The 26,472-nt window shown below is 43.8% G+C and carries 28 protein-coding genes; 15 read left to right on the top strand and 13 right to left on the bottom strand.

Annotated elements, in window-relative coordinates; genetic code table 11:
* Positions 1-32: 32 nt before the first annotated feature.
* The 3 genes from potC to potA are packed head-to-tail and all read right to left on the bottom strand — an operon-like array spanning position 33 to position 2,762.
* Positions 33-803: a spermidine/putrescine ABC transporter permease PotC gene (gene potC, locus C9I99_RS06350; RefSeq protein ID WP_107348034.1), complete on the bottom strand. Its 771-nt coding sequence runs from the start codon at positions 801-803 to the stop codon at positions 33-35.
* Positions 803-1,660, bottom strand: coding sequence for a spermidine/putrescine ABC transporter permease PotB (gene potB / locus C9I99_RS06345; protein ID WP_107348033.1), 858 nt, complete (start codon positions 1,658-1,660; stop codon positions 803-805). Before potB ends, potC begins: the two co-directional genes overlap by 1 nt.
* Entirely contained in the window at positions 1,644-2,762 is a 1,119-nt protein-coding gene (gene potA / locus C9I99_RS06340) for a spermidine/putrescine ABC transporter ATP-binding protein PotA (RefSeq protein ID WP_166645392.1), read from the bottom strand. Before potA ends, potB begins: the two co-directional genes overlap by 17 nt.
* A 386-nt stretch (positions 2,763-3,148) precedes the next feature.
* Between potA and C9I99_RS06335 the strand changes: the two genes are divergently transcribed.
* The 3 genes from C9I99_RS06335 to C9I99_RS06325 are packed head-to-tail and all read left to right on the top strand — an operon-like array spanning position 3,149 to position 5,346.
* On the top strand, positions 3,149-3,949 hold the full coding sequence (locus C9I99_RS06335) for a DUF2189 domain-containing protein (protein WP_107348031.1): 801 nt from the start codon (positions 3,149-3,151) through the stop codon (positions 3,947-3,949).
* The gene (locus C9I99_RS06330) at positions 3,946-4,734 is read left to right on the top strand and encodes a glucosaminidase domain-containing protein (protein ID WP_243734334.1); all 789 of its coding nucleotides are present in this window, start codon (positions 3,946-3,948) and stop codon (positions 4,732-4,734) included. The genes C9I99_RS06335 and C9I99_RS06330 overlap by 4 nt, the downstream gene beginning before the upstream one ends.
* Before the next feature lie 3 nt (positions 4,735-4,737).
* Positions 4,738-5,346, top strand: coding sequence for a DUF2987 domain-containing protein (locus C9I99_RS06325; protein ID WP_107348030.1), 609 nt, complete (start codon positions 4,738-4,740; stop codon positions 5,344-5,346).
* 62 nt (positions 5,347-5,408) lie between these two features.
* Here the strand turns inward: C9I99_RS06325 and C9I99_RS06320 are convergent, their stop codons facing one another.
* Positions 5,409-6,332: a PIG-L family deacetylase gene (locus C9I99_RS06320; protein WP_107348029.1), complete on the bottom strand. Its 924-nt coding sequence runs from the start codon at positions 6,330-6,332 to the stop codon at positions 5,409-5,411.
* 248 nt (positions 6,333-6,580) lie between these two features.
* Here C9I99_RS06320 and C9I99_RS06315 point away from each other — a divergent pair, with 248 nt between their 5' ends.
* The 3 genes from C9I99_RS06315 to C9I99_RS06305 are packed head-to-tail and all read left to right on the top strand — an operon-like array spanning position 6,581 to position 9,972.
* On the top strand, positions 6,581-7,285 hold the full coding sequence (locus C9I99_RS06315; RefSeq protein ID WP_107348028.1) for a response regulator: 705 nt from the start codon (positions 6,581-6,583) through the stop codon (positions 7,283-7,285).
* Between the two features lie 6 nt (positions 7,286-7,291).
* Positions 7,292-8,731 carry an ATP-binding protein gene (locus C9I99_RS06310; RefSeq protein WP_107348027.1) on the top strand — a complete coding sequence of 480 codons (1,440 nt, stop codon included), beginning with the start codon at positions 7,292-7,294 and terminating at the stop codon, positions 8,729-8,731.
* A complete protein-coding gene (locus C9I99_RS06305; protein WP_107348026.1) occupies positions 8,728-9,972 on the top strand; it encodes an ABC transporter substrate-binding protein in 1,245 nt (414 codons plus the stop codon). Before C9I99_RS06310 ends, C9I99_RS06305 begins: the two co-directional genes overlap by 4 nt.
* Before the next feature lie 73 nt (positions 9,973-10,045).
* Here C9I99_RS06305 and C9I99_RS06300 read toward each other — a convergent pair whose 3' ends face one another.
* Positions 10,046-10,450: a hypothetical protein gene (locus tag C9I99_RS06300; protein ID WP_107348025.1), complete on the bottom strand. Its 405-nt coding sequence runs from the start codon at positions 10,448-10,450 to the stop codon at positions 10,046-10,048.
* A 417-nt stretch (positions 10,451-10,867) separates the two neighbouring features.
* On the opposite strand from C9I99_RS06300, the gene pepT reads away from it, so the two are divergent.
* From pepT to C9I99_RS06285, 3 genes are all read left to right on the top strand, one after another.
* Positions 10,868-12,100, top strand: a complete 1,233-nt coding sequence (gene pepT / locus C9I99_RS06295; RefSeq protein ID WP_107348024.1) for a peptidase T — start codon at positions 10,868-10,870, stop codon at positions 12,098-12,100.
* 151 nt (positions 12,101-12,251) lie between these two features.
* Positions 12,252-12,656 carry an MbcA/ParS/Xre antitoxin family protein gene (locus C9I99_RS06290; RefSeq protein WP_107348023.1) on the top strand — a complete coding sequence of 135 codons (405 nt, stop codon included), beginning with the start codon at positions 12,252-12,254 and terminating at the stop codon, positions 12,654-12,656.
* 9 nt (positions 12,657-12,665) lie between these two features.
* A complete protein-coding gene (locus C9I99_RS06285; protein WP_107348518.1) occupies positions 12,666-13,352 on the top strand; it encodes an RES family NAD+ phosphorylase in 687 nt (228 codons plus the stop codon).
* A 56-nt stretch (positions 13,353-13,408) separates the two neighbouring features.
* Here C9I99_RS06285 and C9I99_RS06280 read toward each other — a convergent pair whose 3' ends face one another.
* On the bottom strand, positions 13,409-13,684 hold the full coding sequence (locus tag C9I99_RS06280) for a hypothetical protein (protein WP_107348022.1): 276 nt from the start codon (positions 13,682-13,684) through the stop codon (positions 13,409-13,411).
* 95 nt (positions 13,685-13,779) lie between these two features.
* Positions 13,780-15,264 carry a carboxypeptidase M32 gene (locus C9I99_RS06275; RefSeq protein ID WP_107348021.1) on the bottom strand — a complete coding sequence of 495 codons (1,485 nt, stop codon included), beginning with the start codon at positions 15,262-15,264 and terminating at the stop codon, positions 13,780-13,782.
* 309 nt (positions 15,265-15,573) lie between these two features.
* Between C9I99_RS06275 and C9I99_RS06270 the strand changes: the two genes are divergently transcribed.
* From C9I99_RS06270 to C9I99_RS06245, 6 genes are all read left to right on the top strand, one after another.
* Entirely contained in the window at positions 15,574-16,749 is a 1,176-nt protein-coding gene (locus C9I99_RS06270) for a D-alanyl-D-alanine carboxypeptidase family protein (RefSeq protein ID WP_107348020.1), read from the top strand.
* 174 nt (positions 16,750-16,923) lie between these two features.
* Positions 16,924-17,817 carry a tRNA 2-thiocytidine(32) synthetase TtcA gene (gene ttcA, locus C9I99_RS06265; protein ID WP_107348019.1) on the top strand — a complete coding sequence of 298 codons (894 nt, stop codon included), beginning with the start codon at positions 16,924-16,926 and terminating at the stop codon, positions 17,815-17,817.
* A gap of 270 nt (positions 17,818-18,087) precedes the next feature.
* Complete coding sequence (locus tag C9I99_RS06260) at positions 18,088-18,630, top strand: mobilome CxxCx(11)CxxC protein (protein WP_107348018.1); 543 nt, start codon at positions 18,088-18,090, stop codon at positions 18,628-18,630.
* A 55-nt stretch (positions 18,631-18,685) separates the two neighbouring features.
* Positions 18,686-19,606, top strand: a complete 921-nt coding sequence (locus C9I99_RS06255; protein WP_107348017.1) for a LysR family transcriptional regulator — start codon at positions 18,686-18,688, stop codon at positions 19,604-19,606.
* Positions 19,607-19,804: 198 nt separating this feature from the next.
* Entirely contained in the window at positions 19,805-20,080 is a 276-nt protein-coding gene (locus C9I99_RS06250) for a hypothetical protein (protein WP_107348016.1), read from the top strand.
* Between the two features lie 130 nt (positions 20,081-20,210).
* A complete protein-coding gene (locus C9I99_RS06245; RefSeq protein ID WP_243734333.1) occupies positions 20,211-20,615 on the top strand; it encodes a hypothetical protein in 405 nt (134 codons plus the stop codon).
* A 55-nt stretch (positions 20,616-20,670) separates the two neighbouring features.
* On the opposite strand, the gene uspE is transcribed toward C9I99_RS06245, so the two are convergent.
* The 6 genes from uspE to C9I99_RS06215 form a co-directional block, all read right to left on the bottom strand.
* Entirely contained in the window at positions 20,671-21,609 is a 939-nt protein-coding gene (uspE, locus tag C9I99_RS06240) for a universal stress protein UspE (RefSeq protein WP_107348015.1), read from the bottom strand.
* Positions 21,610-21,881: 272 nt separating this feature from the next.
* Positions 21,882-22,637: a fumarate/nitrate reduction transcriptional regulator Fnr gene (locus C9I99_RS06235; protein ID WP_039461230.1), complete on the bottom strand. Its 756-nt coding sequence runs from the start codon at positions 22,635-22,637 to the stop codon at positions 21,882-21,884.
* 75 nt (positions 22,638-22,712) lie between these two features.
* Positions 22,713-23,393 carry a sulfite exporter TauE/SafE family protein gene (locus C9I99_RS06230; protein WP_208113352.1) on the bottom strand — a complete coding sequence of 227 codons (681 nt, stop codon included), beginning with the start codon at positions 23,391-23,393 and terminating at the stop codon, positions 22,713-22,715.
* Positions 23,380-23,589: a cbb3-type cytochrome oxidase assembly protein CcoS gene (ccoS, locus tag C9I99_RS06225; RefSeq protein ID WP_107348013.1), complete on the bottom strand. Its 210-nt coding sequence runs from the start codon at positions 23,587-23,589 to the stop codon at positions 23,380-23,382. Before ccoS ends, C9I99_RS06230 begins: the two co-directional genes overlap by 14 nt.
* Positions 23,582-25,975, bottom strand: a complete 2,394-nt coding sequence (locus C9I99_RS06220; RefSeq protein WP_107348012.1) for a heavy metal translocating P-type ATPase — start codon at positions 25,973-25,975, stop codon at positions 23,582-23,584. The genes ccoS and C9I99_RS06220 overlap by 8 nt, the downstream gene beginning before the upstream one ends.
* Positions 25,972-26,463 (bottom strand): FixH family protein, encoded by a 492-nt coding sequence (locus C9I99_RS06215; RefSeq protein WP_107348010.1) that lies wholly within the window; start codon positions 26,461-26,463, stop codon positions 25,972-25,974. The genes C9I99_RS06220 and C9I99_RS06215 overlap by 4 nt, the downstream gene beginning before the upstream one ends.
* Between the last annotated feature and the right edge of the window lie 9 nt (positions 26,464-26,472).

Raw genomic sequence — 26,472 nt, 5'->3', positions numbered from 1 at the left:
CTAACGCCAAATTTAAAGCGGTGTTACAAGCCTTATTTGATTCTCTCTCGTGCCAATAGCTGTGAGGTGACAACCAGAATCAAAGATACAATTAGCATAATTGTAGCCAATGCATTTACTTCTGGTGAAATACCCACTTTAACCATGGAGTAAATCTTCAAAGGCAGAATTTCATAACTTGGGCCTGTCACGAATGAACTGACAATCACGTCATCCAAAGACAGGGTAAAGCTCAACAACCAACCTGCGGCAACTGCAGGTTTGGCTAGCGGTAGGATAATTTGCTTTAGAATTACCCATTCGCTCGCACCTAAATCACGGGCTGCTTCCAGCATTTTCACATCGAAGCCTTTCAAGCGGCTATATACCGTGACTACCACGAAGGGTAGACAGAATGTGATATGAGAAAGCAGCAAGGTGAGGAAACCGAGTTCGGCACCAACCAAAATAAACAGCGCGAGAAGCGAGATGGCCATCACAATGTCTGGCGACATCATCACTACAAACAGCATACCGTTGACAAAATGCTTGCCGCGGAACTGGTAACGGAAGAGGGCGACGGCCGTCAAACTACCAATAATCGCTGCAGCGGTTGCTGAGAACACGGCAATGTTCAGTGAGTGCCATGCTGCTTGCATCAAGCTGTCGTTGTTGACCAGTTGGTGATACCACTTGGTCGTAAATCCACCCCATTTCATGCCGAATTTGCTGGCATTGAATGAGTTAACAATCAGAATAATGATTGGTGTATAAAGGAAGGCATACACCACAGTCATAAAACTGAATTTTAATATGCGTCCCATTATTCAAGCTCCACTTTACGGTTTAGCAACTTGCCGGCACGGTAGTAGGCGTACAGCATGACTGCCATAGCGATGGTCAATGCGATACTGGTTGCAGCACCGAACGGCCAATCACGGGCGTTCAATACCTGGCTCTTAATCACGTTACCGATAAGCAGGTTCTTTGCGCCACCAAGAAGGTCAGACACATAGAACATGCCTAGGGCAGGCAATAGGACCAGTAGACAGCCAGCAATAATGCCTGGCATTGTCAGTGGAAAAATCACTTTCACGAATGTTTGGAACTTGTTCGCACCCAAATCTCGCGCCGCTTCAATGTAGTTGTAGTCCAGCTTCTCAATAGCCGAGTACAGTGGAAGTACCATAAACGGTAAAAGAATGTACACAAGACCAACCATGACCGCATATTCGGTATACATGATCCGAATTGGCTTATCGATAATGTCGAGATACAGCAAGGTATTATTAAGAATACCGCGAGTACCTAGCATGATCTTGAGGCCGTAAGTTCGGATCAACGAGTTGGTCCAAAATGGTACAATCACCAAAAACAGCATGAATGGACGCCACTTTTCAGGCATCTTTGCAATCGCATAGGCAAACGGGTAGCCAATCACCAAGCAGAGCAGGGTGGCCACCAGCGCCATGTAAAACGAATGCATCATGACCTTGGCATACAGCGGGTCAAACAACCGGATGTAGTTGTCCAACGTAAAGGTCATTTCAATCAGGTTTGCATCATCTCGGGTCAGGAAACTGGTACCGATGATCATCAGGTTTGGCATAAAGACAAACAGCAATAGCCAACTAACAATGATGGTTATGATGATGTTTTGAAGATTAAGCTTCTTGTTCATCTGCCAGCACCACTTCCCAGCTTTCAACCCAAGTAATCGCAACTTTTTGATCTAGAGTGTGGTCTACATCAGGATCATCTTCGTTGAAGAATTCACTTACCATGACAGACGTTCCCGTCTCCAGCTCAACCACCGAGTCAAGTGTCATACCCTTATAGGTACGCTCACGGATATAACCAATAATGCCTTGAGCTTCGTCACCATTATTGATTTCTTCCAAGCGGATATCTTCAGGACGCAGCAACACTTTAACTTTGTCACCCGCGCTAACCGGTAATTTGCAATGGATCATTGAAGGGCGGCCTTCAACATTCGCCAATACACGTGTTTCGTCTAGGCGTTCTTTGACAACGGCATCAAACACGTTGATTTCACCGATGAAGCGAGCAACAAATAGGTTTTCTGGCTCTTCGTAAATCTCACGAGGGGACCCATCCTGCTCAACGTTACCAGAACGCATAACAATGATACGGTCTGACATTGAGAGGGCTTCTTCCTGATCGTGCGTGACGAAAATAAACGTAATGCCCAGTTTACGCTGCAATTGCTTAAGCTCGATCTGCATCTGTTTGCGAAGTTTATAGTCTAACGCAGACAGGGATTCATCCAGCAACAGTACTTTTGGCTTATTTACAACAGCACGTGCGATTGCAACACGCTGCTGCTGACCGCCAGAAAGTTGGTGAGGTTTACGTGGCGCAAATTGTTCTAGTTGCACCATACGCAGCGCGTCCATAACGCGCGGTTCAATCTCACTCTCAGCCACTTTCTGCATGCGCAGGCCGAAGGCAACATTTTCAAACACCGTCATGTGCGGGAAAAGCGCATAACTTTGAAAGACAGTATTCACATTTCGCTGTTCGGCTGGAATGCTCGTTACATCTTTACCAGCAATAACAACTTGCCCCGCATCGGCATTTTCAAAGCCGGCGATAAGTCGGAGTACTGTTGTTTTACCACAGCCAGAAGGGCCAAGAATGGTAAGGAATTCACCATCGTTCACATTCAGATCGAGACCAGTGATAATTTGCTTGCCATCGAAGCTTTTGCTCAGCCCTTTAAGCTGAATCACCGGTGCTTTAGTTGTTTCTGCAGCGTTCAATTCTACGAGATCTCCACCTAGGGGTTTCATAGGTAATCCCCCCAACTATTAGGTTGAATTTAGGGGGCGCATAATAGTCCCCTAAACGCGTAATTCAAAGCGTTTTTTTCCAATTTTTTAGACTATTTTCATACTCGTATATCGCTGTGTTATAACACCTAAGATGTATGGTTCTCGCTTTGATATAATTATCTTTAAAATCAATACCAAAGCAGTTACTTGCCGTCGGTATAACCTATTAATCATAGTGTATTAAGGCTGGCTGGCTAATTCGCCAGCAAAATCTGAAGCTGAATAGAAAAACTGCTTTTTGTCTCAATGTTTCTCTATCGTGCTGAACTAGCGTACAATCACGGGCCTAGTGTGTAATAGTTAGTGAAATACAAATGAATAACAAAACAATCCAAGTTGGCGGTTCAATCGAAAGAGCATTGAAAGGTGAGAGTGACCTTCAATCACTGTCCGTGCTTCAAGAAGCCTGGAAAATCACGGCCAAGAATTTTCTGACGTTCTTGCCTGCGGTTATTGGTTTGTTTCTGGCGCAGGTTGCGCTGCTTTTAGTTGGTCTACAAGTACAACTGGGAAGTGCAACGGTATTTTTTGACGCAGTGATTACTGGCGGCGAAATGACAGCCTCAGTGATTGAAGCAGGATACATGGCTAACTTTTGGTCTGATGTATTAAGTGCCCCATTATTGGCTGGCGTCAGCTTGATGGCACTCAACCATGCGGTCGGTCTACCAAGTAAGCCAAGTTACTTGGTGAAAGGTTTTCCTTTTGCTATTGCTTCTGTCATTACTGTTTTACTCAGCGCTTCCCTACAAGGCATCGCCAACGCTATCTTCCCAATTCTGGGTATGCTTCTTTCCATGGGCTTTAGCCTAGCGATTATGTTGGTTTGTGAAAAACGTTTATCACCATTGAAAGCAATACAGTTTTCACTTGTGGCAACTTTGCGTAAACTACTGCCGATGACAGCTATTTTCATTGTCATCCTAACGATGTTTATTATTTCATTTGCCACTGCTGGTATTGGCTTGATTTGGACAATTCCGTTCTTCTTTAATGTGAAAGCCATTATCTACCGTAACCTTTTCGGTGTTTCTCTACACGTTTCTACCGTACAAAAAGGCCAAAATGATAGCGACCAAGATCAGCAGGGGGACTCAAAGGTTTTTGACGCGTGATAAAAAAGATAACAACCAGTAAAGTTGCCATAATTGCACTAGTCAGTGGATTGACAGCATGTGGTGAAATCCCTTCCCAAAGCGCTAACGATGAGGCCTTATTGGCCTCATCACAAAGTACCAAGCCAGACTTCTCGAAAATAACCGATGTTGGCCAGAAGAAAGCGGCCTTTTTCGACTTTCTACGCCCGGCCGTTGAACATGAAAATCAACGGGTAGCAAAAGAGCGCCAGTTTTTAGAGTTAATTCAATCTCCAGTCCATGCCGGTGAATTGCTCTCAACCAATCAAAAAACCTATGCGGAGAAACTCTCTGACGCCTATAAAGTGCCTCTGAATGATAGTGGCATGACATCAGAATGGTTAGCAGCAATGCTTAATCGCGTTGATGTGATCCCGGAATCTCTTGTACTGAGCCAAGCGGCCAATGAATCAGGGTGGGGAACGTCACGCTTTGCTGTGGAAGGAAACAACTATTTCGGTCAATGGTGTTATCGTAAGGGCTGCGGTTTGGTCCCTAATGCACGAAATGATGGCGCCAGCCATGAAGTGGCGGTATTCGCCTCGCCTTATCTGTCAGTGCAAGCGTACTTCATGAATGTGAATACTAATCGGGCCTATCAAGACTTACGAGATATACGCTCTGCACAGCGTATAGACGGTGATATAGTAGAAGGCACAAAATTGGCAGAAGGACTAAGCCGTTACTCAGAGCGTGGTCAGGCTTATGTTGATGAAATTCAAACAATGATCAGGCACAACAAGCAATATTGGCGCCAAGGATAAAGGATGAAGTTGACCTATTGGCTGTTAGCTGGCTTGTTTGCCAGCAGTTCGCTCTATGCTCAGGATGCAGCAGCACAGAACATAGAAATGCGATACAGCACACTTTACAGCAAGCTCAAGCAAAACGTAAAAGAAGGGCATGATGATGTGAAAATCGCCCTGTTTTTATTGAACCAGCAAGATGGCAGCGTCTGTCATATCCATAAAGGATCAATGCGCAAAGACAAGCATTTTGAAGAGCTAGTGATTCCAGAAAACAATGAACTAACTGTGCCGGTTGATAGCAACTTACGCCAGGCTAACCCCGATGTGACTTTCGTGATTGATGATGGCATTACTTGCGATGTGTCCATGCAGGTCATTGCCAAGAAAGATTACGGCACGGCTATTACGCAAACTGACATCGCTGAACTGGTACCACAGATGAACGAGTTACTGTCTGCTCTTGGCGGTATGTTCTCTGACTGGTTTATGCCGGATGTTGAAGGCGTAGTGGTACATTTTAATGATGGTGACACCAAGGTGATCAGGCTTTCATCACTCGCAGATGGCGAAACCGTTAACTTTCATCAACCAACGGTAAAAGTAACGCCTTGGGTTCCGCGAGGCTAATTTAAGAAGAGTAAAACCCGAGTGAATATCAACCCGGGTTTTATTTTATGGATTTAAAATACTTACCTAAGTGCGCAATAATCAAAATTACACAGCTGATGTTTTTGTAAATCCCTATACGTTGATTTGTCCCACTTATAGATATTTTCAAACTCTGCATTATTGAGTGGAGGTATATATGCCACATCATACTGGCTTAAATAGTATTTCTTGAATAAATCTAACTTATAATCTTTATCATACCAGTACGAAACTTTTGATATAGCGTTATGCGGCAACCTTGCTTTAATTGTATTTAACTCATCTTGTGCTTTATCGGGATTAGCGCCTGTATAAGGTTGGTCTTCACCGAAATAAATCTGACACTTCGCTTCATCACCTAATTGATAGGCTGCTTTCATCACTGCTTCACGAACAATAAAATGATCAATGTGTGATCCGTTGGCAAGAAGTACAAATGCAGCACAGTCGGGTTGTTTTAAGATTGGCGTGATATCTGCGGCAATTCGGTTGTATACATCAATCTCAGCTTGCCTAAAATCAGCAAATGAGCCAGCAGGACCGCCACCAGCCGTCGGCGAGCCTTCATACAGGCGTAAAGGTGCATCATAAAAGCCTGCTGTTTTATAACGGAAATTATCCCAATGGCCAAACATTTCAGTATGGGCACTAAAGTCCTCATTAAATCGCATTTTCGTGATATCAAGCACACGCTTATTCGTGAGAATATCTAGATGATTTGTCGAATAATTAGATAGGCTAAAGAATACTTCAGTTACATTCGTTTTGTGCTCTAGACTGCCTTCATTGGCCATTTTGCTAATGAGCCCACCGAATGTAAGCAGTATGTCATCAGGATGGGGGCTTAGGAAATAGATGTTCTGTTCTGATATCGTCGAATAAGATTGCGCGCTGACAATACACGGTGCGATGGCAAGTGCAATTACAGTAGCGGTTGCTTTGACCGGGGTCATTCCTATCTTCATATGTCACATCCTAATTGATATAAAAACGTTGAAGGGCGGTACTAACGTAAGAAATAAATGTTTATGATTTATTTCGGTGACAACTTTAGCAATATATTCCCTTTGCTAAGTAATTTATGGTTACTCGTTTGTAACAAGAGCCTTACAAAGCCGTAAGTCGATATCAAGATCCAATTAATTAACAAAGAGCTTGCCCTGTTTGTTAATTAAACATATAACTATGACGGTAGTATTTTATAGGGCTTCTTATGGATAAGAAAAACATACTCGTCGTGGATGATAGTGAAGAAATTAGAGATGCACTCAGCGAGTATTTGAGCCGTTCAGGTTTTAATGTTGTTACTGCTTCTGATGGAGAAGAAATGTGGCAACAGATAAACCTTCAAGAACCCCATCTCATTGTATTGGATGTCATGCTTCCTGGAGAGGATGGGTTTACACTTTGCAGTAAAATACGATTGAAATCACATGTCCCCATTATTATGCTGACAGCTGTTTGTGATGAGGTCGATCGCATCACAGGATTAGAAGTCGGTGCTGATGACTATATAACGAAAACATTTAGCCCCAGAGAATTACTAGCAAGAATAAAAGCATTATTGCGGCGTAGTGAATTTAATAGCAGCACGTTATTTAGCAGAAGAGTTGGATTTTTAAATTGGACCTTTGATACGGTAAAAAGGCGATTGGTGCATGCTGATGGTGAAACCGTGCAGTTATCAGGCGCTGACTTTTCCTTATTGAGCTTATTCGTTCAAAACCCTAACCAAATTTTCAGTAGAGATGAAATCGCGCAATGGGTGTGGGGGCGAGAGGTTGAACCAATGGAAAGGGGGATTGATGTGCAAATGAGTCGGCTCCGCAAGCATCTCCACGATCATGATCGATCAATAATTCTCACGGTTAGAAACAAAGGGTATATGTTGGCGGTTGATACCTTTTTTGAGTCGTAAAAACGAATGAATAAAAATCTTACTTTTTTTAAGTCGATTACCTTTCGTGTTGGTGCGACGTTATTGGTTGTCATTATCATTGCAGAGTTAATTGCAGGGGCAATTTGGTATCAAGCAAATGAAAATGAGAAAAAAACCAACATCAAGCAGACTGCTCTGAGCATCGCGGAAGGAGCATCAGATACTTACAGTTACTTTCAGTCACTTCCTGTTAACTATCGTCATTTGATTCTCAATCAATTAAGAGAGTCAGGCGGTACACGCTTCTTCATTTCAATTAATGATAAATTCATCTCAAACGATACTCTTTCAAGTTACCGTTATACACCCTGGCTAGTAAGTCAACTCGAACAAGAGTTGTTGCTTGAACTGACTGAAGCTGAAGATATTCGTGTTGCGATAACAAAGAGAGAAGATATTCGCGTTTTCAACTCGGGTATAAAGTTGAATGAACTGCCGGAGATCTGGACTAAGTATAGTCTGGTGCTCGGTGAGCTAAATCTTCCTATCATGGTCATACAAATTAAAATGTCTGAGCAGGAGTGGTTCTATATTGCTTCCGTTTTACCTGTAACCTTTTCTAGCTTATCAACACCGTTTATTGAGCAGCGGCAATTTATATTTTTGGGTATTACATCCGTCTTATTAATGTTGTGTACCGCATGGATCGTACAGAAAGAGTTGCGTCCTATTAAATCATTGGCGAAGGCGGCAACGCTGATGGGGTCACAGTTAGTGGTCAAGGAGATCAAAGAGGAAGGTAGTGCCGAGATGCAAGCCACGGTACACGCATTCAACAAGATGAACCGGAGAGTACGAGCCTATATTCGTGACCGAGAAATGTTGTTCAGTGCAATATCTCATGATCTAAAAACACCGCTTGCTTGTCTCAAGTTACGGACAGAAATGCTAGATGATGAGCATACAAGGCTGCGCTTTGAGAAGTTGTTAAATGAGTTCGACCTCTTACTGAAAGGGGCCTTACAGTGTATTCGCGAAACAGATATTCATGAAGAGCCAGAACGTGTGGACATCAATAAACTGCTTATCCAATGCGCTGAATATTACAACCGACACAAACCTACCGTGTCTTTTGTTCACAGCAATAATGCTCTTTATTTTGGTAAGCCCGTTGCGATAAAGCGTTGTATTTATAACTTAATTGATAATGCCGTTTTGTATGGTGGGAAAGTGGATGTTTCTCTTTTAAATTCTGACTCCTATCTTGTTATAGCCATACGAGACTACGGTCCTGGTATAGAAAATAAACTGTTAGAAAAGGTGTTTGAACCGTATTTTAGGTGCCATGAGCAAGACATTGAGGGTTCAGGCCTTGGGTTAACGATTTCGAGAAGCATAGCTCGATCTCATGGTGGAGATTTGATACTGAATAATCATCCAGAGCAGGGATTGGTCGTGGAATTATTTTTATCGAGAGATGTATGAAAAAGCTTTTAATTGCAGGCTTGATGACGGCTGCTTTTTCCGCACACGCTGCAAAGGATGTGCAATTTCTTCATTGGTGGACTTCTGAAGGTGAAGTGAACTCTGTTGAAATTATAAAAGATAAGCTGGTCAAAAGTGGCTTTAATCTGGTCAGTGTTCCCGTTGAGGGAGGGGGAGGTAAAATTGCAAAGTCTATACTCCAGGCGCGTGCTATTGCCGGTAATCCACCGGATGTCGCACAACTTGAAGGACCATCGATAAAGTCTTGGGCTGCACTTGGCTTTTTGCACGGTATTAATGATGCGGCCGAGCAGCACAAATGGGATGAAAACCTATTCAAGATGGCCCGACAGATTCATCGCTATGATGGCGATTATGTCGCTATTCCAGTGACGCTTCATCGCTTAAATTGGATGTGGGTAAATCGTGAAGTATTACAGCGGCATCAGCTCACTATTCCTGAATCTTGGCAACAGATGATTGAAGTGTTTGCTGACCTCCAGCAACGTGGAGTTGCTCCGTTAGCGATCGGTAATGAGCCGTGGCAGATTGTCCAGCTGTTTGAAAATATCGCTTTTGGTTTAGGAGGAGCGCAATACTATAAAAAAGCGTATATTGAACTTGACTCAGAAGCGCTTGCAAGCCAGACAACGCTGGAAGCGCTTCACCTGTTTCGACAAGTGAGTACGATCGTTTTACCCTATATCACAAAACAAACCTGGGATTCGGCAACTCAGCAATTGGTTGATGGTAAGCGTGCTTTTCAAATTACCGGGGATTGGGTTGCCGGGGATCTAATGGCATTGGATGGAACCTTTCCAGCCCACATCGGTTGTTATCCTACGCCTGCAAATGAAGCGGGCTTTATCTATAATATGGATAGTCTTGTGCTATTCAAAAGTCCGCGGCTTGATGCTGAATTGGCAAATCAAATCGTCGAATCCATTTCAGACCCTCAGCTGATATCTGCTTTTAACAAACAGAAAGGATCCATTCCGCCTTATTACAATATATCGTTAACAGGCTTTAGCTCTTGTACAATAGAGGCTTATCAGGACTTTCACTTAGCTGAAAAGCAGGGCAACCTTGTACCGAGTATGATTGATTCAATGGCTGTTAGCCCTGTGATTGAAAAAGCAGCGACCAATGAACTATTTCGCTTCTTTAATGACCCATCAATTAAGCCTGAAGACGTTATTTTGCATATGCAGAGTATGGGGGCAAGCAATATAAGCTTATGATAATTGAAAAACCCGGCTTTAATGCCGGGTTTTAATGCTGTAACGCGTAGAGAGTTATTGGATCACCGCCTTATCAGTTGGGTATTAAATCACTATTTCTTGCCTTGATTCTAATCCCACCTTTCTGGTGTTCTGTTACCTTGAGGCCGTTTGATGTTTCATACGATATATATAGTTTGGCGTTGTCATTACACCATTTCGACACTTGAGAAGTTAAAAGAGAATTGGGCAAGTAACGAGAGTGACAACATTGAGAGAAGTTAAGTGTTGCTTGGCGTTTTAATTCTGATGCTATACGTGGATAGAATAAATCGAGTTTTTCATTACCGTCTTTATTGCAGAAGTGTAAATTTGCTTTTAATTGTCCTTTCTTATATCTCAAATTCAACTTGGCTGGAATCTGGTCATTGATGACTGGTATTTGAACATCCAAAGTTTTTTCAATGGGTTCATGCGGTAGAAATAAATTTGTAAGCATAAGACCTCCTTGGTTTAGATTCATCTTATGCAGTATTTGGGAAAAATTTTTCTACCAATGTCACACATACTGAATAGCAGCTAAATAAGATGTGAGTTCTATAGTGGACGATCAATATTTTACATTTTTACACACTTTATATTCGGCTTCACCGAGGTATAAAACAGGGTTAAGCGAAACATACGTATAATAATACAACCGCCTATGTCCTGAGGGCAATTTTTTACATCCTTTTGATGGTAGTGTGTTTAGTGACCAAAAATACTGCTATTAGTGTGATTTACATTTAAAAAAGTGGTCGGCGCTCTAATTAATCTGCATTTAATGCACAAAAAACTGATTCATCGCAATTCATTTAACTGCTCCTATCGGGATACTTGCTCAGTGTATTAATCTAATTGACGATATGAGTGGGACATGGATAACTTAATTGAGCGTTTTTTACGATACGTGAGCTTTGATACTCAATCTAACTCTGCCAATGCCCATTGCCCAAGTACTGAGGGGCAGCGAGTATTAGCGCAACACCTGAGAGACGAGCTGGTTGAACTTGGCCTTTCAGACGTTACGTTGGATGACAATGGCTACCTGACAGCTCGCCTGCCTTCGAATGTCAGTCATGAAGTGCCTGCGATTGGTTTTATCGCGCATATGGACACAGCTCCAGATGCATCAGGTAAAGATGTAAAGCCTCAGATTGTTGAGAACTACCAGGGTGGGGATATTGCCTTAGGTATTGGAGATGAAGTGTTATCACCAATTCATTACCCTGATCTCAATAAGCTTCACGGTCACAACCTGATCACGACGGATGGTAAGACCTTGCTGGGTGCCGATAACAAAGCAGGTATCGCCGAAATCATCACTGCCGTTGCATATTTAAAAGCCAACCCTGAAATCAAGCACGGTGATATCTGTATTGGCTTTACACCTGACGAAGAAATTGGCCGTGGTGCCAACCTGTTTGATGTTGAGAAGTTTGGTGCTAAATGGGCGTACACGATTGATGGTGGCCCCGTTGGTGAATTGGAATATGAAAATTTCAATGCGACGTCAGCCGATGTGATTTGCCACGGTGTGAACGTTCACCCAGGCACAGCTAAGAATAAAATGGTTAACGCCATGAACATTGCTGCGCAATTTCAGTTGATGATGCCTGCAGAAGAAACCCCTGAATGTACTGAAGGCTATGAAGGGTTCTATCATCTTAAATCAATGGAGCCAGCCGTTGCTCGGACTGAACTTGGCTACATCATCAGAGACTTCGACCGCGAAGGTTTGGAGAGCCGTAAGGCCTTTATGCAGGCGAAAGTTGATGAGCTAAATGGTCAGTTACCGAAAGGGCGAGTGGAGTTGATACTAACAGATTGCTACAGCAACATGCGTGAAATGGTTGAGCCTCACCCACATATCATCGAGCTAGCCAAACATGCAATGATTGAGTGCGATGTAAAACCAAACATCAAACCTATCCGTGGCGGTACCGATGGCGCTCGTTTGTCGTTCATGGGCCTACCTTGCCCGAATATTTTTACAGGCGGTTATAACTTCCATGGCATCCATGAATTCATCACGATTGAAGGTATGGAGCAAGCTGTTAAAGTGATTGTAAAAATTGCTGAAACCACGGCAAAGAGCACTCAGCCGTAAGCGTTTTTAGGTATAAAAGGCCTGATTCAGCGTGATACTAGATACCCAGCACTGGCTGGGTATTTTTTATCCATCTTTTATTTGTGCATTTCTGGCTGTTTTTGAGCATTTATGCTAACTTTGTCTATATATAAACAGGTGGAGTGGCAAAATGAATGCAGCCCAGATTAGTCAATCTCAACAGCAGGCGCAGGCGGGGAATACAGTATTGCCTGTTGTATTCAATATCCTTGATAAATGGTCATGCAGTCAAAGCCAGCAAATGGCGTTGCTAGGTTTGAGTAGCCGCTCGACACTAAACAAATACCGGTCTCATCCACAATCGGCCAAAGTCTCAAAAGATCTTTTGGAAAGAATGAGTTATATACTGAATATCCATAAGTGCCTGCGTATTATGTTTACCGCTGATGAGAGTGTTTATCACTGGGTGCAAAAGCCAAACAGCCATCCTTTTTTTGCTGGACGCTCGGCGATGGACATTATGTGCGGGGGGAGAGTGGTCGATTTATATCAAGTTGCGACTCGGCTCAATGCATGGCGTGGTGGGCGTTCATAAATGGATGTAATGCTAGAAAATTTGGAAACAGTGTCTTTTTGTGAACAGCTTTGCTATCGATTGATCCCTTCCAAATATCCACCAATCAACTTGTATGAAGATGTAGCAGAGCCTGAGCAGCTTGAAGCGATTTTTGCCATTGAGGCGATTACTAATCCTCGACTGGCTGAAGAAACTGGTGACTTTGGCTGCATTCCGCCAGAAGAAAGGTTGGTTGGTATCCCTCACTGCAGCTATGTTATGGCTGCATTTACTCATGTTAACCCTGATGGTGCTAGGTTCAATACTTCGGACTTTGGTGGTTATTATGCTGCACCTGAAGTGAACACGGCGATAAAGGAAACCGTGCATCATATGGAGCGGGTGATGGGCTATACCAATGAGCCTGCGCAGGATATCCAGATGCGGTGTATCGATGCCTGGTTCAATGCCGAATTGGTCGATTTGCGGGAGCAGCACCTGCTCGATTCGACCTTGTATCACCCAACTTATTATGCTCATTCTCAAGCATTGGCAAATGATGTCAAAAAGGCAAAAGGGGATGGTATTGTTTATCAGTCCGTTCGCCATCAAGGGCATGACTGTTATGTATTATACAAGCCCGTATTGGTGAACAAGGTTTGCCAAAGCCGCCATTTTACCTACAAATGGAACGGTGACTCAGTCAACTCGGTGCTTGAATTGAGTTTAGTGTGATATCTCTCTGATACGGGCAGAGACCTTTGCCTTCCATGAGCCCCGGTTGATTTTTGCTATCGCTTGGGCTGCTCTTTGGCATCAGGGTGTTTGTCTATTTCATCAACCATCCAGTCATTAAGATGTTTTAAAATCGCAAGCACAGCATGCTCTTTCGTTCCTTTTTCATTATCAGCTACGTCCAATTGTTGTTTGGCATGCAGGCCTGTCTGATCTTCCGCAATGTGAAGCCAATCAGGATGCCAATAAAAGCTCTTTCCTTGTTCTGTGATCCAGTTATGAACACCAGACGTTTCGCCTTTATAATTCAGATCTCCCGCTGTGTATTTCATGACTTGCCTCCGAAGCGGATAATGTTATGAGTATATACCTTTAAAATTAAAGCTAGCCGCTAATATCTAGCGGCTAGCTTGCTTTAAGGTAGAACTTACTTCAAATAGCGCTGTTCGAGATGTTGTTTGAAGAACTGCGCGTTAAGTCTTTCACCGGTAGCATCAATCAAAAGCTGATCGGTCGACACGGTTGAAGCACGTTTCCAAACATGACGATCTAACCAGTTGAAGATTGGTTGTAAATTTCTTCCACGGACAAGATTATCAACATTCATTTCTTTATTAATTGCTGCCATAAACTGGGCCGCATACATTGCACCTAAGGTATAGGACGGGAAATAGCCAAAAGCCCCGAAGGCCCAATGGATGTCCTGCATACAACCATCGGTGAAATTCCCTTTGGTTGAAACGCCTAAGTATTCAGACATCTTCTTGTCCCATAATTCAGGGATATCTTCGACTTCAATCTTGCCCTCAACCAGATCGCGTTCTATTTCGTAACGGACAATTACGTGAGCAGGATACGTTACCTCATCGGCATCGACACGGATATGCCCAGGAGTTACTCGCGTATTTAGCAAGGTAAGGTTATCAGCCGATAGGGCTGGGTCATCATTACGCTGGAACGTTTCTGCAGCAAGCGGTGCCAAGATATCAATAAACAATTCGTTTCTTGATAACTGCATTTCAAAAAACAGGCTTTGTGATTCGTGGATTCCCATTGAACGCGCTTTACCTACAGGTAGCCCTGCCCACTTTTCTGGCAAGCTTTGCTCATAACGAGCATGCCCAGTTTCATGGATCACACCCATTAAAGCGGATGTAAAATCTGCTTCATCGTAGCGAGTGGTAATACGCACATCAGTCGGTACACCGCCACAGAAAGGGTGCACACTTTTATCAAGTCGTCCGTGGTTGAAATCAAACCCAAGCTTCGTCATTAATGCATGGCTTAAGTCTTGTTGTTGCTCAACGGGAAACGGACCGACAGGCTGGATAGTGATATCCTGGCTTTGACGATCAATAATTTGCTTAATTAATTCGGGTAGCCAGCTTTTTACATCATAGAATAACGCATCAAGCTCGCGGGTAATCATTCCCGGCTCGTATAAATCAAGCAAGGCGTCATAGCGGCTTAAACCTGTAGCATCTGCTCGGATTTGTGCTTCTTGTCTTGTTAGCTCAACCACTTCTTTAAGGTTTTGGCTAAACCCTTGCCAGTTGTTTTTTTCACGCTGTGTACGCCAAGCATGTTCGCATTTAGAGCAGGCTAGTGACTTTTTCTCAACGAGTTCAGCCGGCAAAACATTGGCTTGCTGCCAGCTACGCTTCATTTCAAGAAGACTCGCAACATCATCGGCTTCTAATGGCTCGGTAGCCGCTTGCTCAAACCAGTCAAAAAGCTGTGGAGCCGTTGATAATTCATGCTTAATGACAGCAAGCTCGGCCAGTGCTTCTGAGCGGGCAGTGTTACCACCTTCCGGCATTACAGCGGCTTGGTCCCAACCACAAATCGCTTCAAGATGCTCAAGCCGAGAAATCTTTTTATGATGGTGTACTAATTTTTGATAGAAAGTCATTATCATTCCTTTACGTTGACTCATCTCTGCCTGAGAAAGTGCTATTTTACTTTATCTTAACGGTATTTTAATGCATCCGCTACGCATAGATAGTGGATGACATAAACACGTAGAAGCGATCAGCATCGAATTACGAGACGTTGAGCAGGAAATCTTGCGTGAAATTTTATATCTTGGGTTAAAAATCCACCATCTTAAATACCCAGTTGTAACGGATCTTACAATAACGTAAGACTTCGTAAAGCTTACAAGATTTCGTTCTGGGGTTAGATATACTGCTCATCATTAACACCATCGACGGCGAGAAAAATGACAACACAACTGAAACACACTTTTCGCACTATAGCTGCAGGTACACTCTGTCTTTCGGCCTCTGCCTTTGCTGCACCTACAGTCATTCCCGATGCACCGGTGCTTGGTGCCAATGGTTATGTCTTGATGGATTACCATACAGGTCAAATTCTGGTTGAAAAGAATGCTCATGAGCGACTAAATCCAGCAAGTTTAACCAAGTTGATGACTAGCTATGTTGCTGGCCAGGAAATGAAAAGTGGTAACATTAACGAAGATGATCTTGTGGTGATCAGTCGTAATGCATGGGCTCGTAATTTCCCTGATTCATCAAAGATGTTTATTGAGGTGAATACCGAAGTTAACATGATGGATTTGTACCGAGGGTTAATTGTTCAATCTGGTAACGATGCCAGTGTAGCAATTGCAGAGCATGTTGCAGGATCGGAAAGGGCGTTTGTTAGCCTGATGAACTCATGGGCGAAGAAGCTCAATATGACCAACAGTTCGTTCTCGAATCCTCACGGCCTTGATAGTGATAAGCTCTACTCAACGCCTTACGATATTGCGCTTCTTGGTCGCGCCTTGATTACAGATTTGCCAAACATCTATTCAATATACAGCGAGCGCTCATTTACCTACAACAACATCACACAGCGTAACCGCAACGGCCTGCTGGGTGATCGCAGCATCAATGTTGACGGCATGAAAACCGGCTATACCAGTGGTGCGGGATATAGTCTGGCAAGTTCTGCAACTGAAGGTGACATGCGCTTGATTTCAGTTGTAATGGGGTCGAGTAGTCCTAAGGGTCGTGAAGCAGAAAGTAAACAGCTTCTTAACTACGGTTTCCGATTCTTCCAAACGGTAGCTCCTCACAAGCAAGGTGACGAGTTGATCAATGAGAAAGTGTGGATGGGTAACACAGATACTATTTCATTGGGTACGATGGAAGACACCTACGTGACCCTGTCACGGGGCGATGTCAGCAAAATGAAAGCAACGGTAGAGTTAACGTCTGAACTTACGGCGCCTATCAATGAAGGGGAAATCGTAGGCAAGATCTTCTACCAAGTTGATGGTGAGGATGTCCATGAAGTTCCATTGGTTGCGTTAGAGTCCGTTGAAGAAGGTGGCTTATTCAGCCGCTTGATTGATTACATTAAACTGTTCTTTATTGGTTTGTTTAAATAATAGAATGCGTTAAGAGCGATAAACTCAAACGGAGAAAGCCACGTCATTTGATGTGGCTTTCTTTTGTCTAAGAGAAATATTTCAACTGGCTTAAAAAATCCGTATAATCCACGCCTTACGAAAGCCCAATTAGGAAATCAACCGTCGATACTATCGGCAGTGTGAGAAATCGCAATGAATCAAACAGATACTAGAAAAGAAACACTTGAATTCAACAAACTTCATAAGCGCCTTAGAAGAAATGTTGGTAATGCCATTATTGATTACAACATGATTGAAGAAAATGATGTTGTGATGGCATGTATAAGTGGTGGCAAAGATTCATTTGCGATGTTAGATATCCTATTGAATCTTCAAAAAGCTGCGCCAATCAAGTTTGATGTTGTCGCTGTTAATCTCGATCAGAAGCAACCTGGCTTCCCAGACCATATCCTGCCAGATTACTTTGAGACCCTCAATATTCCTTACTATATCGTAGATAAAGATACTTACTCTGTCGTTAAAGAGAAGATCCCTGAAGGAAAAACCACTTGTGGTCTATGCTCTCGCTTGCGTCGTGGTACTTTGTACTCTTTTGCTGAGAAAATTGGCGCGACTAAGATAGCGCTGGGTCACCATTTGGACGATATCGTAGAGACAATGTTCTTAAACATGTTCCATGGCTCTCGTCTTAAAGCCATGCCGCCAAAGCTTCGTTCTGATGATGGCCGTAATGTGGTTATTCGCCCGCTAACTTACTGCCGCGAAAAAGATCTGATCAAGTACGCAGAGCATAAGGAATTCCCAATTATTCCTTGTAACCTCTGCGGTTCACAAGAGAACTTGCAACGTCAGGCAATTAAAGCGATGTTGATCGATTGGGATAAGAAGACCCCAGGTCGTGTAGAAAGCATTTTCAAATCAATTCAGAATGTTAGTCCAAGCCAACTCGCAGATAGAGAGTTGTTTGACTTCGTTAACCTTCCTCTTGATCGTGAAGGTGATCGTGAGGAGTACGAATTCAGTGAAGCGGTTGTTTCTTCAACCAACATTGATGAGTCAATGTTCATTGATGTAACTAACATCTAGACATCAGAAAGGGAGAATAACCACTATTCTCCCTTTTTGTTTACGGTTTACTTTTCTCTAATGCTTCTTATGGCCAACCACCGATACAACACCACATTTCCCATTCAAAATGACGCAGTGTCTCTACGTATATGATTCGGCTTGGCAGGCAATATTAAGCTCCCAAATTGACGGCAATCTAGTTTTTCTAGTAAGAACAAGTATATAAGTCAGATAATATATTAAGCTAGATAAAGGAGTATCAGTTTGTCTTAACGATGAGAGAGAAGTATGCCAATTCATTTAATGGAGATGAGGTTCCATACTTATGGAGCAATAAAAATCTTTGAAAGAAGGAAGTCTCAGTTTCACCGCCTGCGTAGCTTAATGACATACTTGGGGATCGCAACGCCAATTTTTTTTGCGTTTTTAGTCATAGCAACCAGCGAAAAGCTTGCGGTGATATCAATATTCACTCTTCTAATATTTTTAATTCTTTTTATTCAGCTGTTGATATCTTTGTGGTCTTTAGTTGCAAAGTGGGATAAACAATACGAAAGCTCGATTATAGCCATCACATCAAGTTATATTGTTTATGAACGCTTGAATTCACTAATTAACAGTAATTGCACCATTTCTAGCAGTGTATTAGCGGCAATAAAAAATGATTATCAAGCACTGCTCTCCGAAGGCATCAGCGGTATCATTACGGATAAAGAGAGGTGCTATGGCTATCGCCAAAGCTTGATTAAGTTTTCTCAGGTATGCCCGTCATGTCAATTAAGGCCAACAGGCATGAAACCTTCAGACTGTGAGCTCTGTGGTAAGTTTTAGCTGATCCCCTGAGTATCAATCAGTTATACGGGGGATATAAGGAGTCATAAAGTACATGAACCTGAATAATCTTGATCTTAACCTGCTCAAGGTTTTGCTTGTGTTATTGGAAGAAAAAAATACTCATCGTGCAGCCGAAAAACTGGATACAAGTCAGCCAGCAGTGAGCCGATCGCTAGGCCGACTCCGAGAGGCGTTGGATGACCAGTTATTTGTTCGTCATAACCGCGGGTTGAAATTGACACCTCGTGCCGAAGAGCTAGCAGCTGTTTTGCCTGGCATCTACTCACAACTTGATAGCGCATTGGAAAGCAGGAAATTTGACCCAATCGAGATGGAAGGGCGTTTTCGTATTGCTCTAAATGGCTTTCTTATTGAGAGTTATGGTACGGAGATATACCGCCTCTTCAACCGCTACTGCCCGAAAGTTGAACTTGAACTATACAGTTTTGGCTCAAGCACCGTTTCGCATCTTCAAGATGGCAGCTGTGACTTGGCAATCACCTACCAACCGCTGTTAACACCGAAAGCAATCTATCAGAAGAATATAGCCAAGAGTCAATTTGGCTATATCTGTCGCCGGGGATTAGTGGATGAGAAGAAAACGATCCCCATTGAGGAGCTTGATAATTATCGCTGGGCTAGCATGGTGGTTCCCGGCTTTAATGAACAAATGGAGTTGGTAAAGAAGTATGCAAACTTAAACGTAAAACCAGCCTTTCGCAGTCAGCACGCGATCCCGATCCTTCAAGCGCTAAGAAGTGAAGATATGTTGTTTATTGCACCGCGTGAGCTCTATCAAGTCATTGATCATAATAAATTTCAATTCGTTGAAATGGATGAGAAGGGACATGCTACTCGACGGGATGTGATGGATATTGTCATTGCCTATAATCAGCGGCATTGGAATACCGAAAAGTACCGATGGCTCGAACAGGAAATTAAACAACTTAAATTTTCCCAGCTTGATAGCTAGCCATGAGATAGCAAATTAGCATTAAGCCCTCATTCAGAGATGCGTTTGTGATATTTCACTAATCCATTTCTGCCATGGGTTTTAGGCAGTGACCACCATACAATGTGTACATCAAGTGAGGGAGTTCAAAACCTCACTGGAATTTTTCTCAACACTCTCAAGGACAGAGAGTACTGATAATACACATAGAGGTAGGTTATGAAAAAATCAGCTTTCGTTATCATCGGCGCTTTGGTTCTGTCTTCTCAGGTAATGGCAAATGACGTATTGGATTACCACCTATCTACGGCAGGTGAGCGTACCGCCCCGACGGTACACCTGCTTCAGCAGGCAAATACACCTGCAATGAGTGTACTTGATGCCCAGTTAACCACCTCAGGTGATGCATCAATGCCTGCCGGTCATATTGGAGACAGCCGTATTCATGACTCAAGCAAATCAGTCTTTGAGTACCACTTCAAAACTGCCAACTAAACATAGAGTCGAACGGTTCAAAAGGGCAAATGCGTAAGCATTTGCCCTTTTTGATATCTGCGACCAACCAGTGGATGAGGATCACGGCATAACTTGAATTTAAATTGGCTATACACGTTATTGAGTTATAATGTCGCAAGAGAAATCATTAAAAATCAATATTATGCTTATACAGAACAGAATTCGCCGCACATTGCCTATAAAAACGATACTCGTTGCATTGAGTCTAACTGTATTGGCTGGCTGCTCGTCTTCGCAATCACAGCAGTTGGGTATGCGCAGTAGTACGGTGACAAAAACACCTCAGCAGATGAGCAACCTTGAAATATGCGAAACCTACGCCTTTGGCCGAAGAGCAAGCCATACACGGGTTGCGATTGCCAGTGAATGGAATCGTCGAAATATCAGCCACTCCTACTGCAATAAGATCAGAAATGAATTGTATGTGACGGCGTTGCTGAAAAAACTCGCTAACGCAGAGGAAAGGCCAGGCAGCAATCAGGTGCAGCCCGTTCAGCCTATTGAATTACGCTAAGACGCTGACTCAACAAAAAAAGCCTCTTTCGAGGCTTTTTTTTCGGTGGAGGTCGTTAAATATTTGGGCTCAATGGGCTGACATAGCCATCAGGTTTCAATGCCAGTAGATCACAATTCAAACTATCGATTGTATGCTCAGCCGTATTACCGATGAATACAGCGGATAAGCCCGTACGGCCCGTTGTTCCCAAGATAACCAACTCCGCATCAATATCTTCAGCAACCTGGGGGATGATATCCTCTGGTAATCCCTCAAGCACATGGGTGTGCTCTTCAGGCAAGCCATGTTTGTGACGCAGCGCTTTCATTGATTTCAAGTGGTGCCCCCTCACCGCATCGGTATATGAGGCAGGGTCGAACTCAGGAAGTTCTATCGTAATATTTACCGGTGTCGCAGGATAGGCATTGACGAGATTAACCTCTGCGCCGAGTAAATCAGCGACCATTTTCGCTTCATTAACAATGGAATCGTTGAGTTGCTCATGGGTTTCGTCATCGGCAGCAAGATTAACACTGGCGAGGATTTTCCCGTTTTCGGGCCAGCTATGATCTTTCACCATCAATACTGGACAAGGACATTTACGCAGTAAATGCCAGTCTGTTGGCGTAAATATCACCGAGCCAATTTTATCGTGATCATGCGTTGCTTTGATCAGCAAATCGTGATGATTACTGAAGACTTCTGCAATGATGGCTTCATAGGGTCGGTTATGCCATACAACTGTGAGCTGTATGTTAAAACCGTCGTCAGTATAGGGACGGATGATATCTTTTAGCCACTCTTCACGCTGCATAACAACACCACGGCGCATGGCTTGCCGCTCGTCTGCAGAGAGCATCGAGGTCATTTCGTATGAGAAGTCATAAATAGCGAGGAAAAGCGTGATTTTTACATCGTCGGTGCGACGAGCAAGGTGTATTGCGCGAGACAATGCTGGCTGATGATCCTGCGCCGGATCGGCAACAACGAGGATATTGCTGTACTTGGTCATAACTGCCCCCTTACACAAACCGTGTTGGCGTCTAAACCAGTTTCTGTTCCCTCAAAGGAATGATATCTATCTGTCACTTTTGGGCAGAGAAACATTCAAAGTAATATAACCCAAATCAGGTGTTTGCTACGCCATGTCACAAAAAAACGTCATTGGGTACTAATAACTGTAACGTAAAGGGAAGAAATAGGGGAGTGGCAGTAGAAAATTTATATAAAAAAAGTGATACGGCTCGCGTATCACTTTTTAAAAACATTCACTTAGGTATTCTTTTACGCGATTGTGTTTTTGTTGACACCCGCCAGTTTCGCTAGCTCTTCGTGGTTAAGGATAGTGATGTACTTACCTTTTACACTCAGCATTTCAGACTTTTGGAAGCGCCCTAGCAGGCGGCTGATTGTTTCAACCGTGAGGCCCAAGTAGTTACCGATATCACCACGTGTCATTGTTAGGCGGAACTCACGGGGAGAAAAGCCTCGCTGTGAAAAACGTAGAGATAAATTATATAGGAAGGCAGCCAAGCGCTCTTCCGCATTCTTCTTGGAGAGCAGCAAAATCATTTCCTGATCCCCTTTAATTTCATTACTCATCAGACGCATAATTTGCTGACGAAGTTTTGGCATTTTCCCTGACAGATCATCCAGAATTTCAAACGGGATCTCACACACCATCGATGTTTCCAGAGACTGGGCAAAGCTCGGGTGCATCATTTCGTTGATGGCATCAAAACCAACTAAATCACCAGCAAGATGGAAGGCAGTAATTTGCTCGTCACCTTGCTCGGTAATGGTGTAGCTTTTGATAGTACCCGAACGAATAGCGTATAACGATTTAAGCTCATCTCCAGCCTTGAATAGCTCTTGGCCTTTCTGGATGGGCTTCTTGCGTTCGATAATTTGATCTAGCTGATCTAGCTCAGACTCATTCAACGTAAATGGAATACACAACTGACTGATGCTGCAATCCTGACAGTGGATAGCACATCCGCCAGATTGGATACGTTTGGTTGTTAGTTTGTCTGAAATCATAAGCCTGTCTAACCAATTTGATGTAGGTCAATATTTTAACATAATATGAATCATTATGACGAGTATTAAAAAAGCCTACATTATTTGTTTGATTGCGATATAACCAGTATGAACCCCGTAGGCCAATAACAGCAAGGCACTCGCTCTTTTAAAGTAAAGGTTCCTAAGCCACTTTTGGAACTGATTAGCCATTGAGCCCACAGCGAACATAGCCGGTAACGTACCTAAACCGAATGCCAGCATCACACTAGCCCCAGAGGCAGCACTGCCTGCGACTGCCGCCCAGCTTAGTGTGGAATACACTAAACCACATGGAAGCCAGCCCCAGATCATCCCAAAGGGGATAGCCGCAAAAGGGCTACGTAAAGGTAACAGCTTTTTAGCTGCCGGAGATAAGTAGCGCCATAAGCCTTTACCAACAACTTCTATTTTACTGACGCCGTACCACCATTGACCAATATACAATGCGAGTAAAATCATCATTATAGCGGCAAGCAACCGTAAAGAAGCCAGTGCAGTTACCTGTCCGCCATAATTGGCCAGATTGGCAAAAGCACCGCCAATAATCGCACCGGCAACCATGTACGATGCGATTCGGCCAAAATTATATAACACTAAATAAGGCCAGCGGGAAGACTGCTGATTACCTTGTATACCAAGAGTGATGGCGGCAGAAACACCTCCACACATACCTAAACAGTGTCCAGCCCCCATCAAACCAATAACGAAGGCAGCATAGAAATCAGCGGTCACCATGGCGATCTCTTACTTCAGTTGATGTGGCCTTAGCCTTGCTTTCGGTCGGCTTTGACTCATCTTCATCAAAAAGAATATCGTAGCCTTGGCGCTCAAGATCTTCGAATTGTTCACTACGAACAGCCCAGAGGAAAATCCCGACAGCGATGCACACAAAGATAATCGCAATAGGTATCAACAAATACAGACTAGCCATTTTCTTTTAACAACCTCAAAGAGTTTGAAACAACAATGATCGAGCTGGCTGACATACCCACAACTGCAATATAAGGGGCGACAAATCCAGCGACTGCCAGCGGCAGAATGATCACGTTGTATCCAAGTGCCCAAGCCAGATTCTCTCGAATGATTTTACGCGTTTTTTGGGCCAGTTTTCTGGCACGCAAAATACGAGAGAGTTGGTCACCCAGTAATACCATATCAGCCGATGATTTGGCTATATCCGTACCGCCACCCATTGCTACTGAAAGGTGTGCACCAGCCAGTACAGGGGCATCGTTAACGCCATCACCGATCATCAGGGCAACCTTGTCTTTGCCTAAATGCCTAAGGTAATCCAACTTGCCTTCAGGGGAGATGCCGGCTTTTAGGTCATCAACGCCCAGTTTATCGGCAACCACCTGTGCTGATGCTGAATGATCGCCGGTAAGCATCGTGACTTGAATACCTTCCGCCTGAAACTGTTTGATCAGTTCAGGGCTGTCTTCTCGGATGGGGTCGTCCAGCATAAAGCTCGCCACAAGCTCGCTATTACAGCTTAGCCAAACTTGATAATGGTTATCACATGATGCCAGCAATTGATCAATGTCGGGATTCAGTTCTAACACAAAGTCTGCTTTACCAATTCGCCACTCTTGACCATCAACAGAACCCTTCAAGCCACTACCGATAATATTTTCTACATCATCAAACTGTGGTTTCTCATTACGATATACGGAAAACGCCCGTGCGATAGGATGGTTAGCAAAGCGCTCTAGTTCTGCAGCCATTACCAAGGCGTGCTCTTCAGAGAAGCTATTGAAGGTTTGTGCTTTAACCAGTCGAATATTGCCCTCGGTCAGTGTGCCTGTTTTATCAATGACGAGTTGATTCACATTGCATAATGTTTCCAGCACATGACCTCGACGTAACAGAATACCAAGTCGTCCGAGGCTAGAGGTCGAACATGTCAGCGCAGTTGGCGTGGCAAGGGAAAGAGCACAAGGGCAGGTTGCGACCAAGACGGCAAGCGTGATCCAAAGAGCGTCCTCTGGGCGGTGTTGATGCCAGTACAACCAAGTGGCTGCAGATATAATCAAGATACCAGCCACAAAATAACGGGCAACAATATCGGCAATCTCAGCAACCTTTGGTTTAGAGCTTTGCGCTTCATCTTGCAATCGGATAATGTTTGAAATCAATGAGTTCTGGCGGTCTTTGCTGACTTTCAAGGTTATGTGGCTATCGCCATTGATGGTTCCTGCATAAACGCTATCGCCAACCCCTCTTTTTACTGGCATTGACTCACCGGTCAGCATGGATTCATCAATTGCTGTTTGGCCTTTTACAATTTCGCCATCCGCAGGGAGGCTCTCACCAGGCAGGACGGTGACAACGTCACTAACTTTCAGCGTTTTGGCGGCAACCTGCGACCCATCATCCAATGTTGCCATTGCGGGTACTAATTTGAGTAGGTTGGCACTGGCAGCGGCTGCCTGCCGGCGCGCGCGCATTTCAAGAAATCGCCCGAGTAGCAAGAAGAAAGTGAACATCGAAATGGATTCGAAAAATACTTCACCTTTTTCCATCACTGTTGCATAAAGGCTGGCAACATAGGCGAACAGCAGGGCGATGGAGACAGGGACATCCATCCCGAGCGTTCTTGCTCGAAGATTACGCCAAGCATTGAGATAAAATGGCAGAGCTGAATATAGAAGAACAGGTGTAGCGAAGAGTAAACTCACCCAGCGTAGATAGTTTTTGAATTCGGCATCCAAGTCACCGAAGATTTCAAAATACAATGCTACCGCCAGCATCATGACTTGCATGGTTGCAATCCCCGCGATACCCAAGCGATATAGGTAGCCTTTCATCGTGCGGTGATATTGCTGCTCTTGAGCATCAGCTTCAAAAGGGGCGGCTTTGTAGCCTAAACGATGGATAACACTTAAAAGGTGACTGAGCTTTACGCTGTCGGGGTCCCATTCAAGGAGCGCGCGGTGTGTGGTTGTATTGACTTTGATAGAGACCACGCCGGGTTCGCGTTTAACTTGCTTTTCGATTAGCCAAGCACAGGCCGCACAAGAAACGCCATCGAGTGACAGTGATGCTTCTTTACTATTTTCGTTGTCGCGAACGAACTCCTGTTGAATTTCATCATGATCATAAAGCAGGAGTGATTGCAGTTGTTGCGGTACCAAGTCGGCTTTTTCCGCCGGTGCCGTGCGGTATTCGTAATAAGAGGTGAGGCCACTATCCACAATGGTCTGGGCTACCGCTTCACAGCCAGGGCAGCACATTTCACGTATTTGGCCCAGTATTTCTACATGGTGCTGGCAACCCTGTGGAACAGGATCGCCGCAGTGGTAACAGTCTTTCGTCATTCCTTTATCTGCCCGTACAGCGAAATCGGGTCGGATGATGGCAAGTTCACACGTCCTTGTAACATCCAGTCGCCATCAAATGGCTCTAGCTCGACAAACCATGGACCATCTAAAAGCTCTGGAGATTCAAAGCGATAAGTCCCTGAAAGATCGGCGCTCACCATTTGAGTAAAATCTTTATTAGCTAGAGTACGGTGTGTGAATGTCACACGCAAATTTGGATAGTTATCTAGATCACCCTTATTGAAAAAAACACTGATATCATTGTTATTAACGGCGACTTGAGCTTGTAGGTTTAAGGCATCTGCCACCCGAAGGCGGGATAGGTCGAGGTTAATCGCCTTACCTTTTTTGTAATAGTCTTCAGCGACAAGATCGACTTTATTTTGAGAAAAAATATAGACAGCTGTCAGGCTATAGACAATTGAAGTAGCAGGAATGGCAAAAACGAACCATGGCCAGAACTGCTTATACCAAGGCTTACCCATATTGAATAC

The organism is Photobacterium lutimaris, from assembly GCF_003025555.1.
In the GTDB taxonomy this organism is placed as follows: domain Bacteria; phylum Pseudomonadota; class Gammaproteobacteria; order Enterobacterales; family Vibrionaceae; genus Photobacterium; species Photobacterium lutimaris.
Note: the sequence above shows the minus strand (reverse complement) of the source record. Positions and strands in the feature narration are given on the sequence as shown.